13 protein-coding genes are annotated in these 13,547 nt (G+C 72.6%); 4 read left to right on the forward strand and 9 right to left on the reverse strand.

Going from position 1 to position 13,547, the window contains the following annotated elements; all coding sequences use genetic code 11:
• Positions 1-271, reverse strand: a 271-nt coding sequence (locus tag ACFOY6_RS22355) for a hypothetical protein (protein WP_456316952.1), incomplete at its 3' end; no start/stop codon positions are given.
• Positions 272-531: 260 nt separating this feature from the next.
• On the opposite strand from ACFOY6_RS22355, the gene ACFOY6_RS22360 reads away from it, so the two are divergent.
• Complete coding sequence (locus ACFOY6_RS22360) at positions 532-2,352, forward strand: PHA/PHB synthase family protein (RefSeq protein WP_379652281.1); 1,821 nt, start codon at positions 532-534, stop codon at positions 2,350-2,352.
• A gap of 58 nt (positions 2,353-2,410) precedes the next feature.
• On the opposite strand, the gene ACFOY6_RS22365 is transcribed toward ACFOY6_RS22360, so the two are convergent.
• The gene (locus ACFOY6_RS22365) at positions 2,411-3,610 is read right to left on the reverse strand and encodes a M20 aminoacylase family protein (protein ID WP_109516018.1); all 1,200 of its coding nucleotides are present in this window, start codon (positions 3,608-3,610) and stop codon (positions 2,411-2,413) included.
• Between the two features lie 118 nt (positions 3,611-3,728).
• Complete coding sequence (locus ACFOY6_RS22370; RefSeq protein WP_109516019.1) at positions 3,729-5,051, reverse strand: DEAD/DEAH box helicase; 1,323 nt, start codon at positions 5,049-5,051, stop codon at positions 3,729-3,731.
• Positions 5,052-5,411: 360 nt separating this feature from the next.
• Between ACFOY6_RS22370 and ACFOY6_RS22375 the strand changes: the two genes are divergently transcribed.
• Together ACFOY6_RS22375 and ACFOY6_RS22380 are read left to right on the forward strand one after the other, a co-directional pair.
• Positions 5,412-6,395 carry a tripartite tricarboxylate transporter substrate binding protein gene (locus ACFOY6_RS22375; RefSeq protein WP_379652282.1) on the forward strand — a complete coding sequence of 328 codons (984 nt, stop codon included), beginning with the start codon at positions 5,412-5,414 and terminating at the stop codon, positions 6,393-6,395.
• A gap of 5 nt (positions 6,396-6,400) precedes the next feature.
• Positions 6,401-7,390, forward strand: a complete 990-nt coding sequence (locus tag ACFOY6_RS22380; protein WP_379633548.1) for a hydroxyacid dehydrogenase — start codon at positions 6,401-6,403, stop codon at positions 7,388-7,390.
• Positions 7,391-7,405: 15 nt separating this feature from the next.
• Here the strand turns inward: ACFOY6_RS22380 and ACFOY6_RS22385 are convergent, their stop codons facing one another.
• From ACFOY6_RS22385 to rpmE, 3 genes are all read right to left on the reverse strand, one after another.
• On the reverse strand, positions 7,406-8,557 hold the full coding sequence (locus ACFOY6_RS22385; protein WP_379652283.1) for an MFS transporter: 1,152 nt from the start codon (positions 8,555-8,557) through the stop codon (positions 7,406-7,408).
• 135 nt (positions 8,558-8,692) lie between these two features.
• A complete protein-coding gene (locus ACFOY6_RS22390) occupies positions 8,693-9,169 on the reverse strand; it encodes an Hsp20 family protein (RefSeq protein ID WP_109516022.1) in 477 nt (158 codons plus the stop codon).
• Positions 9,170-9,386: 217 nt separating this feature from the next.
• On the reverse strand, positions 9,387-9,617 hold the full coding sequence (gene rpmE, locus ACFOY6_RS22395) for a 50S ribosomal protein L31 (protein WP_109516023.1): 231 nt from the start codon (positions 9,615-9,617) through the stop codon (positions 9,387-9,389).
• Positions 9,618-9,815: 198 nt separating this feature from the next.
• Between rpmE and pdxY the strand changes: the two genes are divergently transcribed.
• The gene (pdxY, locus tag ACFOY6_RS22400) at positions 9,816-10,676 is read left to right on the forward strand and encodes a pyridoxal kinase PdxY (RefSeq protein WP_379652284.1); all 861 of its coding nucleotides are present in this window, start codon (positions 9,816-9,818) and stop codon (positions 10,674-10,676) included.
• A gap of 51 nt (positions 10,677-10,727) precedes the next feature.
• On the opposite strand, the gene ACFOY6_RS22405 is transcribed toward pdxY, so the two are convergent.
• From ACFOY6_RS22405 to ACFOY6_RS22415, 3 genes are all read right to left on the reverse strand, one after another.
• Positions 10,728-12,317, reverse strand: coding sequence for an ABC transporter substrate-binding protein (locus tag ACFOY6_RS22405; RefSeq protein ID WP_379652285.1), 1,590 nt, complete (start codon positions 12,315-12,317; stop codon positions 10,728-10,730).
• An 87-nt stretch (positions 12,318-12,404) separates the two neighbouring features.
• Positions 12,405-13,007, reverse strand: coding sequence for a hypothetical protein (locus ACFOY6_RS22410; protein WP_379652286.1), 603 nt, complete (start codon positions 13,005-13,007; stop codon positions 12,405-12,407).
• A gap of 77 nt (positions 13,008-13,084) precedes the next feature.
• Positions 13,085-13,547, reverse strand: a 463-nt coding sequence (locus ACFOY6_RS22415) for a hypothetical protein (protein WP_379652287.1), incomplete at its 5' end; no start/stop codon positions are given.

Genomic DNA, 13,547 nt, shown 5'->3' on the forward strand with positions numbered 1-13,547 from the left:
CCGCTGGCGGCGGCGGCACGGGCTGGCCCGGCACCACGGGCTGGCGGGACTGGCTGCGCGCATCGGCCAGCGCGTCGCGCAGCGCCTCGCGCTCGGAGGCGGCGCCGCGCGGCGGGGCGGGCGGCACGGAAGCCAGGTTGGGGTAGGCCCCTTCCGTTCCGGGCGGCAGGGGCCGGCCCTCCAGCGGCGGGCCGAAGGCGTTCTTCCAGAATTCCCGCGGCCCTTCCGTCGGGGAGCCCACGCAACCCGCGAGCGAGAGCGCGAGCAGCACAATGCCGCAGGCCGCTTGATGCCCCCTCGCGCCAGCCCTACCTTGCAGACGGCCTCGGTCGCTGCGCTGGTCCATGCTCCGCCTCTTCTCGCCCATTCCCTGGGCATTAGCCCGAAAGGCGGGGTCGGCGGAAGGCCGCGCGGAACCGTGCAGCCAAGCCCGGGTTCCCCGTGTGGCGAAACGAAGGCTTCAGGGTCCGCGTGCCACAAGGCGGGCTCGCGAAATCGCAGGAAGCAGGCGCCAAAGGCGCGGAGGGACGCATGGCCAAGGACGACACCCCCCCGGACCCGGGCGCATTCCGCCTGCCGGACCCCGCCCTCGTCTCCCGCACCATGGCCGATGTGGCGGAGCGCGGGCAGCGCATCGTGGCCGACTTCCTGCGGCGCCAGGCCGGCGAGGCGCCGGGCGGCGGCGCGGACGGGCCGGACCCGATGCATATCGGCACCGCCTTCATGGAGATGACCGCCCGGCTGATGACCAACCCGGCGCGGCTGATGCAGGCGCAGCTCGGCTTCTGGCAGGATTACATGACGCTGTGGCAGAACACCGCGCGCCGCATGTGGGGCGGCGAGGTAAGCCCCGTCATCGCCGAGGACCCGAAGGACCGCCGCTTCAAGGACGAGGCGTGGCGGGACAACGAGGTGTTCGACTTCATCAAGCAGTCCTACCTGCTCTCGGCGCGCTACTTCACCAACGTGGCGCACGCGGCCGACGACCTCGACCCCAAGACGGCGCAGAAGGTGGATTTCTACACCCGCCAGTTCGTCGACGCGATGAGCCCGTCCAACTTCCTGATGACCAACCCGGAGGTGCTGCGCCGCACCGCCGAGACGGGCGGCGAGAACCTGCTGCGCGGCCTGCAGAACCTGCTCTCCGACCTCGAGCGCGGCAAGGGCAAGCTGCGCATCCGCATGACGGACGAGACCAAGTTCAAGATCGGCGAGAACATCGCCGTCTCGCCCGGCAAGGTCGTTTACCAGAACGAGCTGATGCAGCTCATCCAGTACAGCCCGACGACCGAGACGGTGCTGAAGCGGCCGCTGCTGATCCTGCCGCCCTGGATCAACAAGTTCTACATCCTCGACCTGCGGCCGAAGAACAGCTTCGTTCGCTGGGCGGTGAGCCAGGGGCACACGGTGTTCGTCGTCTCCTGGGTCAATCCGGACGAGCGGCTGGCGGAGAAATCCTTCGAGGATTACATGCTCGAAGGCCCTTACGCGGCGCTGGACGCGATCGAGAAGGCCACGGGCGAGAAGGCCGTCAACGCCATCGGCTACTGCCTCGGCGGCACGCTGCTGGCCTCGACGCTGGCGCACATGGCGGAGAAGCGGGACACCCGCATCAAGTCCGCCACCTTCTTCACCACCATGGTGGATTTCGCCGAGGCGGGGGAACTCTCCGTCTTCATCGACGAGGAGCAGTTGCAGTCGCTCGAGGAGCGGATGCAGAAGCGCGGCTACCTCGAAGGCCGCGAGATGGCCACCACCTTCAACATGCTGCGCGCCAACGACCTGATCTGGTCCTTCGTCGTGCAGAACTACCTGATGGGGCAGGAACCCTTCCCCTTCGACCTGCTCTACTGGAACGACGACAGCACCCGCATGCCGGCGGCGATGCACAGCTTCTACCTGCGCCGCATGTACCAGCAGAACGACCTAGCCAAGCCGGGCGGCATCACCCTGGCCGGCGTGCCGCTCGACCTGCGCAAGGTCAAGCTGCCCACCTACATCCTCTCCACGCGCGAGGACCACATCGCGCCCTGGAAGAGCACCTACAAGGCGACGCAGATCTATGGCGGGCCGGTGCGCTTCGTGCTGGCCGCCTCAGGGCACATCGCCGGCGTCGCCAACCCGCCGGAATCCGGCAAGTACAGCCACTGGGTGGCCGACAGCCTGCCAGCCGAGCCGGATGACTGGTTCGGCGCCGCCACCGAGTTCGCCGGCTCCTGGTGGCCGGACTGGCACCGCTGGGTGAGCGGGCTGGACAAGGCGCAGGTGCCGGCGCGAACCCCGGGCGAAGGCGGGCTGCCCGCGATCGAGGATGCGCCGGGGAGCTATGTGAAGGTCATCGGGACCGATTGAGGGACAGGGAAAGGCTGGGGGAAGGAATTCCCCCAGGCCCCCATCTTCTTTCTGCCAGTCAGGCGGGAGTCAGTTCCTGTTCGACCAGGGACGACCAGAAGGCGATGCCGGTCGGCAGGATGTCGTCGTTGAAGTTGTAGCGCGGGTGGTGCGTCGAGAAGTTCGGCCTGGCCGGGTCCATCTGGCCCAGGCGGATGAAGCAGCCGGGCACCGTGCGCGCCATGTAGGAGAAGTCCTCGCCCCCCATGGTCGGCGGCGCCTCGCGCACCAGCATCCCCTCCCCCGCCAGCTTCGCCGCCGCCAGCTGCGCGCGCTCCACGGGGGCGTCGCTGTTCACCACGGGCGGATAGCCGCGCTCATAGTCGATCTCGACGCGGGCGCCATGCGCCTGGGCGGTGGCGGTGGCAACCTCGGTCAGCAGGCGCTGCATCTCGTCGCGCGTCTCGGGGCGCAGCGTCCGCACCGTGCCCTCGATCACCACCTCCTCGGGGATGACGTTGCAGGCGCTGCCGCCATGGATGCTGCACAGCGAGAGCACGGCGGAATCCAGCGGGTCCACCCGGCGGCTCACCACGCTCTGCAGCGCCACCACGATGTGCGAGGCCACCAGCACCGGGTCCAGCGCCTGGTGCGGCCGCGCGGCATGGCCGCCCAGGCCGCGCACCGTCAGCTTCACCGTGTCGGCCGCCGCGTTGGTGGTGCCGCGGGTGATGACGAACTGCCCCTTCGGCACGTTGGAGCCGTTGTGGATGCCGTACACCGCGTCGCAGGGGAAGCGGGTGAACAGCCCCTCCTCCACCATCACCCGGCCGCCGCCGCCCTTCTCCTCGGCCGGCTGGAAGATGAAGTGCACCGTGCCCTCGAAATCCCGCGTCTCGGAGAGGTAGCGCGCGGCGCCGAGCAGCATGGCGGTGTGGCCGTCATGGCCGCAGGCATGCATCACGTTCGGCACGGTGGATTTGTAGGGCAGGTCCTCGGTCATCTCCTGCATCGGCAGCGCGTCCATGTCGGCGCGCAGGCCGATGGCGCGGCCGGCATTGGCGCCCTGCTGGCCGCGGCTGCCGCGCAGCGTGCCGACCAGCCCCGTGCCCGCGATGCCGCGCGTCACCGCGATGCCCCAGCTCTCCAGCTTCGCCGCGACGAAGTCGCTGGTCCGGTGCTCCTCGAAGGAAAGCTCCGGGTTGGCGTGCAGGTGGCGGCGCCATTGCGTCGCCTCGGCGGCGATGGCGGCGAGGCGGGGGTCGGTCTCTTGCGGCATGGGTTCGGCTCCGGCGGTTGCGAACCGCGCCAGCCTTGCCCCGTCCCGCCCGCATGGCAACACGGCGCGCGACAAAAAAAGGGCCGGAGGGGGTGCCTCCGGCCCGGTCGTCAACGCCTCAGCGCGAGGAGTTGCGGAAGTCGCTGTCGCGCCAGTTGCGGTCCTTGCGGGCGCCGGCGGCACCCGGCGGCATGCCGCGGCCACCGCGCGGGGCGGCGCCCTGCGGCCGGCCGCTCGCACCCTGCGGGCGCGGGCCACGGCCGCGCGGCGGCTGCTTCTTGGGCTGCGCCGCCTCGGCCTCGGCGCGCGCCGCCGGGCTGCGGCGGTCCTCGGCCGGGATCTTCATGGCGATCAGCTTCTCCACCGCCTTCAGCTTCACCACCTCGTCCGGCGCGCAGAAGGCGATCGCCTCGCCGCTGGCGCCGGCGCGCGCGGTGCGGCCGATGCGGTGCACATAGGCTTCCGGCGTGTCCGGCAGGTCGAACTGGAAGACATGCGTCACGCCATCGACGTCGATGCCGCGGCTGGCGATGTCGGTGGCCACCAGGATCGGCGCGCGGCCGTTGCGGAACTCGGCCAGCGCCCGCTCGCGCTGGCCCTGGCTGCGGTCGCCATGGATGGCGTGGGCGTTGATGCCCTCGGCCACCAGGTGCTTGGCCACGCGGTCGGCGCCGTGCTTGGTGCGGGCGAAGACCAGCGCGCGGCCGATGGCGGAATCACGCAGCATCTCGGCCAGCAGCACGCGCTTCTGGCTGGCGTCGATATGGATCAGCCGCTGCTCCACCCGCTCCGCCGTGGAGGCCACGGGGGTGACGGAGACGCGCGCCGGGTCCTTCAGCAGCTCGTTGGCGATCTTGGCGATCTCCTCCGGCATGGTGGCGCTGAAGAACAGCGTCTGCCGGTTCTTGGACATCAGCCCGGTGAGCTTGCGGATGGCGGGCCAGAAGCCGCGGTCCAGCATCTGGTCGGCCTCGTCCAGCACCAGCACCTCGACGCCCTGCAGGCGGGCGGCGCCGGTCTGCACGTGGTCGAGCAGGCGGCCCGGCGTCGCCACCAGGATGTCCACGCCGCGCGAGAGCGCCTGCACCTGCGGCCGCGCGCCCACGCCGCCGAAGATGACCGTGGAGGACAGGCCCATGAAGCGGCCATAGGCGCGGATGTTGTCGTGGATCTGCGAGGCCAGTTCGCGCGTCGGCGACAGGATCAGCACGCGGCAGCCGCCGCGCGGGGCCGGCGCCTTGCGGTCGGCCAGGTGGTGCAGGATCGGCAGCGCGAAGGCGGCGGTCTTGCCGGTGCCGGTCTGGGCGATGCCCAGCAGGTCGCGGCCCTCGAGCACCAGCGGGATGGCCTGCGCCTGGATCGGGGTGGGGGTGGTGTAGCCTTCCTGGGCCAGGGCGCGCAGCAGCGGTTCGGCCAGGCCGAGGGACGTGAAATCGGTCATCAACATATCCAAGATTCGGCGCACGCCATGACGGCCGCACCGGTTGCGGGTCAGGACGCCCCGCGTGGATGGGTCGTACCGAAGGGAGAAGGTCCGGGGGGTTTGTCCCGGGGCCCTGGCATGGCCGCCGCCGATGAAGGGCGGGCGGTCCGTTCACGCAGCCAGGGCGCGGCCGGCACTTCCCCATGGAGGCCGGCGTCGCTCATATGCGCGCGCCGGGGCCTTGACGCAAGTGCGAAGACGCGGACGCGGGGCAGCCATGGCCAGGGCGGCCGCCATGGTCTAGCCTGCCGGCAACAGCCCCCCTCCCGGGGGCCGGGGCCGCAGAACGCCCCGGGGAACGAGTCCGAGGACGACACCATGCCCACCCGCCGGGGCCTCCTGGCCTGCCTTCTTCCCGTGCCGGCCCTGCCGTTGCTGGCCCGCCCTGCCCTGGCCCAGGCCGCCTGGCCCTCCGCCCGGCCGATCGAGATCATCGTCCCCTACCCGCCGGCCGGCGGCATCGACATCATGGCGCGGCTGGCGGCCAAGCACCTGCCGAACCATCTCCCCGGCGCGCGCTTCGTCGTCACCAACCGCGTCGGCGCGGGCGGGCAGACCGGCAACGAGGCGATCTTCGCGGCGCGCCCCGATGGCCACACCCTGGGCGCCATCGCCAGCCTCTCCCTCAGCTCCATCCCGCTGGAACGGCCGGTGCGCTGGAAGATGGAGGAGTTCACCTACGTCGCGCAGCTGGTGGAGGATCCCGGCGCCCTCTGGGTGCGCGCCGATTCCCCGCTGCGCGGGCTGGGCGACCTGAAGGCCGCCGCCGCCAAGGCGCGGGAGGCCGTCTCGGTCGGCTCCGCCGCCGGCATCGGCTCGGACGACCACCAGCTGCTGCTCGCCTTCGAGGAGGCGGCGCAGGTCCGCGCCCTGCACGCGCCCTACAACGGCACCGCCCCCGTCATCCGCGACCTGCTGGGCGGGCAGCTCGACGTCGCCTCCTACAATCTCAGCGAGGGCATCTCCCTGTTGCAGGAGGGGCGCACACGCTGCCTCGGCGCCGCCGCGCCGGAGCGCTGGTCCGCCATGCCGGAGGTGCCCACCTTCCGGGAGCAGGGCTTCGATGTCGTCGGCGGCTCGGCGCGCGGCTTCGTGGCGCCGCCCGGCCTGCCGGAGGAGATCGCCGCGCCGCTCGCGGCCGCCTTCCGCGCCACCCTGGCCGACCCGGCCTTCGTCGAGGAGGCGGCGAAGCTGAACCTGCCGATGCGCCCCCTCGTCGGCGCCGAATACCGTGCCGCCGCCCTGCGCGAGGCGGAGGGCGTGAAGGACCTCTTCCGCCGCCGCCCCTGGGGCAACGGGTGACCGCCATGGCCGATCTCTCCCTGCACACCGTGCTGGTGCCCGACCCCATCCACCGGGACGGGCTGGAGATGCTGCGCGAGGCCCCCGGCCTGCGCCTCCTCACGCCCGAGGCGCTGACGCCCGAGACCCTGCCCGGCCATCTGGCCGAGGCGGAGGCGATGATCGTGCGCGGCATGACGGTGGACCGCGCCCTGCTCGACCGCGCGCCGAGGCTGCGCTTCGTCTGCCGCCACGGCGTCGGCTACGACAATGTGGACGTGCCGGCGCTGACCGAGCGCGGCATCCTGCTGGCGGTGACGCCGGAGGCCAACGCCGCCTCGGTGGCCGAGCACACGCTGATGCTGATGCTGGCGCTGTCCCGCCAGGTGGTGGCCTTCAACGCCGGGGTGCGGCGCGGCGAGTGGCGGGTGCCCGGCCAGTCCGCCACCTTCGACCTCGGCGGCCGCGCCGTGCTGATCATCGGCTTCGGCCGCATCGGCACGCGGGTGGCGCGGCTCTGCGCCGCCTTCGGGCTGCGGGTGCGGGTGCACGACCCCTTCATCCCTGCCAACACCATCCGCGGCCTGGGCTACGAGCCGGCGCGCGACCTGCCGGCGGCGCTGGCGGAGGCGGACATCGTCACCCTCCACTGCCCCTCCAACGCCGAGACGCGGAACATGGTCAATGGCGGCTTCCTGGCGGCGATGAAGCCCGGCGCCGTGCTGATCAACGCCGCCCGCGGCACGCTGGTGGAGGAGGCGGCGCTGGAGGCGGCGCTGCGCTCCGGCCACCTGGCGGGGGCGGGGCTGGACGTGGTGCAGGTGGAGCCGATGCAGAGCCCCATCCCGCTGCTCGGCCTGCCGAACGTGGTGATGACGCCGCATGTGGCCGCCAGCACCGCCGAGGGCTTGCAGCGCATGGCCACCGCCTCGGCCCGCAACGTGCTGGACTTCCTGGCGGGCCAGCCGGACCCGGACGCGCTGATCAACCCGGAGGCGCTGCGGCGCAACGCCTGAGCCGAGGCGCCGCCCTCAGCGCGCGCGCAGCGCGAAGAGGGCGGCGAAGGCGGCGAAGCACAGCCCGGTGGTCAGCCACAGCGCGCCGGCGCCATGGGCTTCCATCAGCAGGCCGAACAGCAGCGGCGCCCCCGCCTGCAACAGCCGCGCCGGGGCGGAGAGGATGCCCTGCCGCTGCCCGTAGCCGACCGGCCCGAACACGGCGAGCGGCAGCGTGCCCTTGGCGATGGTGTGCAGCCCGTTGCCGCCGCCATGCAGCAGGGCGAAGGCCGCCGCCGCCGGCCCGCCCAGGAACAGCAGGGCCAGCGCGCCGATGCCCTGGATGACGCAGGCCACCCGCGCCATCCACAGCGGGTGCAGGGCGCGCAGCAGGCTGAACTGCAGGAAGCGCGCCGCCACCTGCGCCGGCCCGGTGAGGGAAGCGGCCAGGAGGGCGGCCTCGGGCGAGGCGCCGGCGGCGGCCAGCAGGGCCGGCTGGTGCGCGCCGATGGCGGCGGTGATGATGCCGGTGGCGGCGAAGACGAAGCCCAGCACCCACATGGCCTGCGGCGGCGCCGGACTCTCCGGCCCCTCGGCGGCGGCCTTGGGCGCGGGGGGCGGCGCGGCGGGCACCAGCAGCCGGTTCAGCGGCAGCCCCAGCCCCAGATGCAGCGCCGCCCAGACCAGGCAGGCCCCACGCCAGCCCAGCTCGGCATCGAGGAAGGTGCTGAGCGGCCAGCCGACGGTGGAGGCAAAGCCGGCGAACAGCGTGACGCCGGTGATCGGCCCCTTGGCCAGCGCGCCGTACAGGCCGGCCAGGGTGGCGAAGGCGGCGTCGTACAGCCCCAGCGCCATGCCGATGCCGAGCAGCCCCCACCCCACCCCCAGCCCCAGCGGCCCCTGCGCCAGCGCCAGCGTGCCCAGCCCGGCGGCGAAGACGAGGTTGGAGAGCGCCAGCACCCCGCGCCCGCCGCGCCGGTCGATGATGCGGCCGGTGAGCGGGCCGAGCAGCGCCGTCAGCAGCAGCGCCATGGAGAAGTAGGCGTAGATCGTGGAGGTGGAGAGGCCGAGATCCTGCGCCATCGGGCGCGCCAGGATGGCGGGCAGGTAGTAGGTGGAGGCCCAGGCGAGGGTCTGGGCGATGCCCAACGCCGTCACCGTGCGGAATTTCTCTGGATCCTGGATCATGGCCCGGCTGCGGAAGGTGCAGCCCCAGCTTCCGCGAGGCGTCCGCGCCGGGCAAGCCTTGGCGCGGGAAAAAGGCCGGGCATGAAAAAAGCCGGGGTGTCGCCACCCCGGCCCATCACTCGGTCCGGCCCGCCCTTATGCGGCGAGCTGGCTCTCGGACTTGCCCTCCAGCACCGGCTGGCGCGGCTGCGCGCTGCCGATGGCGATGCGCCGGGGCTTCAGCGCCTCGGGCACCTGGCGCTTCAGCGCCACGTTGAGCAGGCCGTTGGCGAGGTCGGCGCCTTCCACCTGGATGTGGTCGGCCAGCACGAAGCGGCGCTCGAAGGCGCGGCCGGCGATGCCACGGTGCAGGTAGCGGCGCTCCTGCTCGTTCACCGGCGCGGTCTTGCCGGAGACGACCAGCACATTGTCCTGCGCGGTGATCTCCAGGTCCTCGGGGCCGAAGCCGGCGACCGCCATGGTCAGGACATAGGCGTCCTCACCGGTCTTCTCGATGTTGTAGGGGGGGTAGGAGGGCCCCTCGGACGCGGCGCGGGCGGTGTCGATCAGCCGGGTCAGGCGGTCGAAGCCGATGGCGGAGCGGAACAGGGGGGCGGTATCGAAAGCGTTCATGGTCAGGAGCCTTCTCAATCCAAGCAAGGGTCCGTTGCGTTGCGATCCGCCGCGTCATGCGGGCCCCACAAGGGCGGCCCCGTCGCGTCTGGATCACACCGGCGGCCCCGATCCGGGCACCGCTGGCAGGGCTGGAAATGGAAAGCGCCACCCCCTGCTTCAAGGGAGTGGCGCTCAAAAATCCGCGTCGGTGGAAGGCCCCGCGGGGCCTTGCGCATCAGCCCTTCTTGCGGGCGCCGATGCCGGCGAACTTCTTGTTGAACTTGGCGATCTGGCCGCCGGTGTCCATCACGCGCTGCACGCCGGTCCAGGCCGGGTGGGACTTCGGATCGATGTCCAGGCGCAGCGTCTCGCCCGGCTTGCCCATGCATGACCGGGTCTTGTAGGTCGTCCCGTCGGTCATGATGATGTTGATCTCGTGATAGTCCGGGTGGATGTCGGGCTTCATGGCGCACTCGTCTGATTATGGAGCAGCCGATGCCGACCGGCCGCACGGAAGCGCCGCTTCTACAGGCAGCGCCCCCCCGGTGCAACCGAGCAGGCCGCGCGGCGCGCCGATTCCGCCGCCGGATTGACCGGCCGGGCGCCCCTTCCTACAGCTTGCCGCCGCGGGGCGCGGCCCCGCCTCCACCACCGGGTCAGGCGCATGAACATCCTCTCCATCCAGTCCTGGGTCGCCTACGGGCATGTCGGCAACGCCTCGGCGGTGTTCCCGCTGCAAAGGCTGGGGGCCGAGGTCTGGGCGGTGAACACGGTGCAGTTCTCCAACCACACCGGCTACGGCTCCTGGCGCGGGCAGGTCTTCGGCGCCGATCTGGTGCGCGACCTGGTGCAGGGCATCGAGGACCGCGGCGCCCTGCCCCGCTGCGACGCCGTGCTCTCCGGCTACATGGGCGACGCCGCCATCGGCGAGGCGATCCTGGAGGCGGTGGCCAAGGTGAAGGCCGCCAGCCCCGCCGCGCTCTATTGCTGCGACCCGGTGATCGGCGATGTCGGGCGCGGCGTCTTCGTCCGCCCCGGCATCCCGGAGTTCATGCGCGACCGCGCCGTGCCGGCGGCCGACATCCTCACCCCCAACCAGTTCGAGCTGGAATGGTTGACGGGGATGCCCGTCACCACCCTGGCCGAGGCCAAGGCGGCGGTCGCGGCGCTGCAGGCCACCATGGCGCCGGGCGGGCCGCGCTGCGTGCTCGTCACCTCGCTGCGCGTGGCCGAGACGCCGGAGGACCGGATCGAGATGCTGGCGGCCGAGGGGGGTGCGTTCCACCGCGTCGCCACGCCGATGCTGCCGCTCTCGGTGAACGGCGCGGGCGACGCCATCGCGGCGCTGTTCCTGTTCCACCGGCTGAAGAGCGGCAGCGCCAGCGCGGCGCTGGCGGCCGCCGCCTCCTCCATCTACGGGCTGCTGCGGCGGACCTCGGAGGCGGCGTCGCGCGAAATCCTCACCGTGGCGGCGCAGGAGGAGTTCGTGGCGCCGAGCCGGGTTTTTCTCGCGGAAGGCTGCTGAGCAGAAGAAAGGCCGGGGGAAGGAATTCCCCCGGCCTTTCTTCTATAAGTCTCAGGCGCGCTTCACGTTGAGGGGGAGCGCCATGCCCTTGCGGTGGCCGGTCAGGTTGCTGCGCCAGGCGCTGTCGATCAGGTACTGGCCGAGCGGGTAGTAGGGCACGTCCTGGAAGAACTGCGCCTGGATCTCGCGGCCGATGCGCTGCTGCGCGGCAAGGTCCGGCGCGTCGAACCACTGGTCGCGCAGCTCCTCCAGCTTCGGCGCGGTGGGCCAGCCGAACCAGGCATTCTGGCCGTTCGCCCGCAGCAGCGGGTGGCCGCCCGGATTGGCCAGGTCCATGCCGCCGAACAGCACGATCAGCGCGCTCCAGCCGCCCTGGCCCGGCGGGTTCTTGTTGGCGCGGCGCTGCAGCAGCGTGCCCCAGTCGGAGGTGGCGCTCTCCACGTTCAGCCCGGTGCGCTGCAGCATGTCGGTCGCCACGGCGGTCAGGTTGTTGTTGTTGACGATGTCAGTGGGGTGCAGCATCACCACCTTCTCGCCCTTGTAGCCGGCGGCCTGGACGGCGCGCTTCGCCACCTCGAAGTCGCGCGGGCCGGTCAGCGCCTCCATGCCGGCGTCGGACGCCATCGGGCTGCCCTCGGGGAAGCAGCCGATCCCCTCGCGCCACAGGTCGCGGTTGTCGCCCATGATGGCGGTCATGTAGTCGGCCTGCCGGATGGCGGGCAGCAGGGCGCGGCGCAGCGCCGGGTTGTCGAAGGGCGGGTGCAGGTGGTTGGGGCGCAGCATCGCCACCGTGCCGCCGAAATCCAGCCGGTCCACCGTGATGTTGCGGCCGCGGCGCAGCAGCGGGCGCAGGTCGGGTGCCACCTGCTCCCACCAATCCACCTCGCCGGCCTGCAGCGCGGCGGCGGCCGTCGCGGGGTCGGGGATGTGCTTCCACTCCAGCCGCTCGAACAGCGCCAGCTTCGGCCCCGCCGTCAGGCTGACGGCGCCGCCGGCCGGCTTGTAGCCCTCGAAGCGGCGATAGACGACCTGGCTGCCCGAGACTCGCTCCTCGGCCACGAAGCGGTAGGGGCCGGAGCCCACCACCTCGGTGAAGGCGCGGCCCGGGTCCTGCGTCGCGAAGCGCTCGGGGTAGATGAAGCAGGGGTAGGAGGAGGCCTTGGCCAGCGCGTCCAGCATCGGGCCGAAGGGGCGCTTCAGGCGGATCTCGAAGCGCCGGTCGTCCAGCGCGCGGATCTCCTCGACACGCTGCGAGAGCGTCTGGCCATGCGTGTCCCGCAGCATCCAGCGCCTGACCGAGGCCACGGCGTCGGCGGCGCGGATCGGCTCGTCGTCGTGGAAGCGGATGCCCTCGCGCAGCGTGAAGGTCCAGCGCCTGCCGTCATCCTCCGCCGTGTGGCCGGCGGCGAGCTGCGGCTGCGGGCGGAAATCGAGGTCCAGCCCGTACAGCGTGTCCCAGCAGAGGTGGCCGTGGTTGCGCGTCGGGTAGGCGGTGGTGTTCAGCGGATCGAGGATGCTGAGATCGGCCTGCGGGATGAAGCGCAGCACCTGATTGGCCTCGCCCTGCGCCAGGGCCGGGCGGGCGAGGTGCGCGGCGGCGGTCAGGCCGGCGGTGCCGGCCAGGAAACTGCGTCGCTGCATGAGGAACTCCCAGATCTACGGAACACGAAGGGCGGCATTCTGCACATCCGCCCCCGCTCTTGAAGCGAAAGGATGGAGGGGCGCGGTTCAGCGCAGCGTCGAGCGCTCGGGCGAGAGGGTCCAGCCGGTGCCGATGTCGAGGGCACGGATCGCCTCCTCCGTGCGGCCGGTGGCGATGGCGGCCTCCGGCAGCGGGCCGGGCTCGCGCAGCCGGCGTAGCGTGGCCTCCGCCCCGGCGGGGAAGAGCGGCGGCACCAGCACGGCGGCGGCATCGTCCCGGCCCTCCAGCGCGCGGGCGGCCTGCGCCAGGGCCGCGATGGCCAGGCGCGGCAGCGCCGCCTCGGCCAGGCCCAGCGCGGCGCGCGCCTGCTCCACCGCGCCGCGCAGCGCCAGCGTCAGCCCTGGCGGCAGGGCGGCGTAGCGCGGATCGGCGGCCAGGGTCTGCGCCAGGTATTCCAGCCGCGCGGCGGCGCGGGCGGTCTCGGCCGGGTGGCCCTGCAGCGCGGCGCCCTGGTCAGCGAAGGCGGCGGAGGCGAGGCGGGCGGCGCTGCGCACCGGGTCCTCGGCATTGGGCACCAGCTCCAGCGGCAGGCTGACCCGCGGGCGGGGCGTGCGCAGCTCCGCGCAGCCGGGCAGCACCAGGGCGGCCAGCAGCAGCGCCGTCAGGGGAAGGGCGGGGACTCGGCGCATGCGGGGCACTCCGATCAGGTCAGGCGGGCAGAATGCCGCAGCCGGCGCGGCGTGCCAAAGCGGCGGCGCGGGCGGGCTCAGCGGCGGCGCGACAGGCTGCTCATCTCGAACGGCTCCTCCGGTCCGAACTCCCAGTGGCGCAGGGCGCGCAGGGTGCCGGCATTGGCCTGGGGCAGCCGGGGCAGCTGGCCGAGGCGGCGCCACACCTCGGCGCCGCCGAGCGGGAACAGGCCCGGTGGCAGCGCGGCCGGCCCCGCCGGGTCGCCGCCCGGGGCGGTGGCCGCCGCCGCCATCGCCTCGATCGCCGCCTGCGGCGGCTCGGTGGAGGGCATGCCCAGCGCGCCGCGCACCTCGTCCCGCGCCGCCAGCAGCGAGGGCGAGACCATGCCGACATCGCCGAAGCGGCCGGAGGGCAGCTCCACCGCGATGTATTCGAGTTGCGCCACGGCGAGCGCCGCCAGCGCCGGGTGGCCATGCAGGCGCTCCGGCGCGGAATGGGCGGCGGCGGCGGCGCCGATGGTCGCCGTGGCGGGAGCCGGC

It is taken from the genome of Teichococcus aestuarii (genome assembly GCF_042651065.1).
Taxonomy (GTDB): Bacteria; Pseudomonadota; Alphaproteobacteria; order Acetobacterales; family Acetobacteraceae; genus Pseudoroseomonas; species Pseudoroseomonas aestuarii.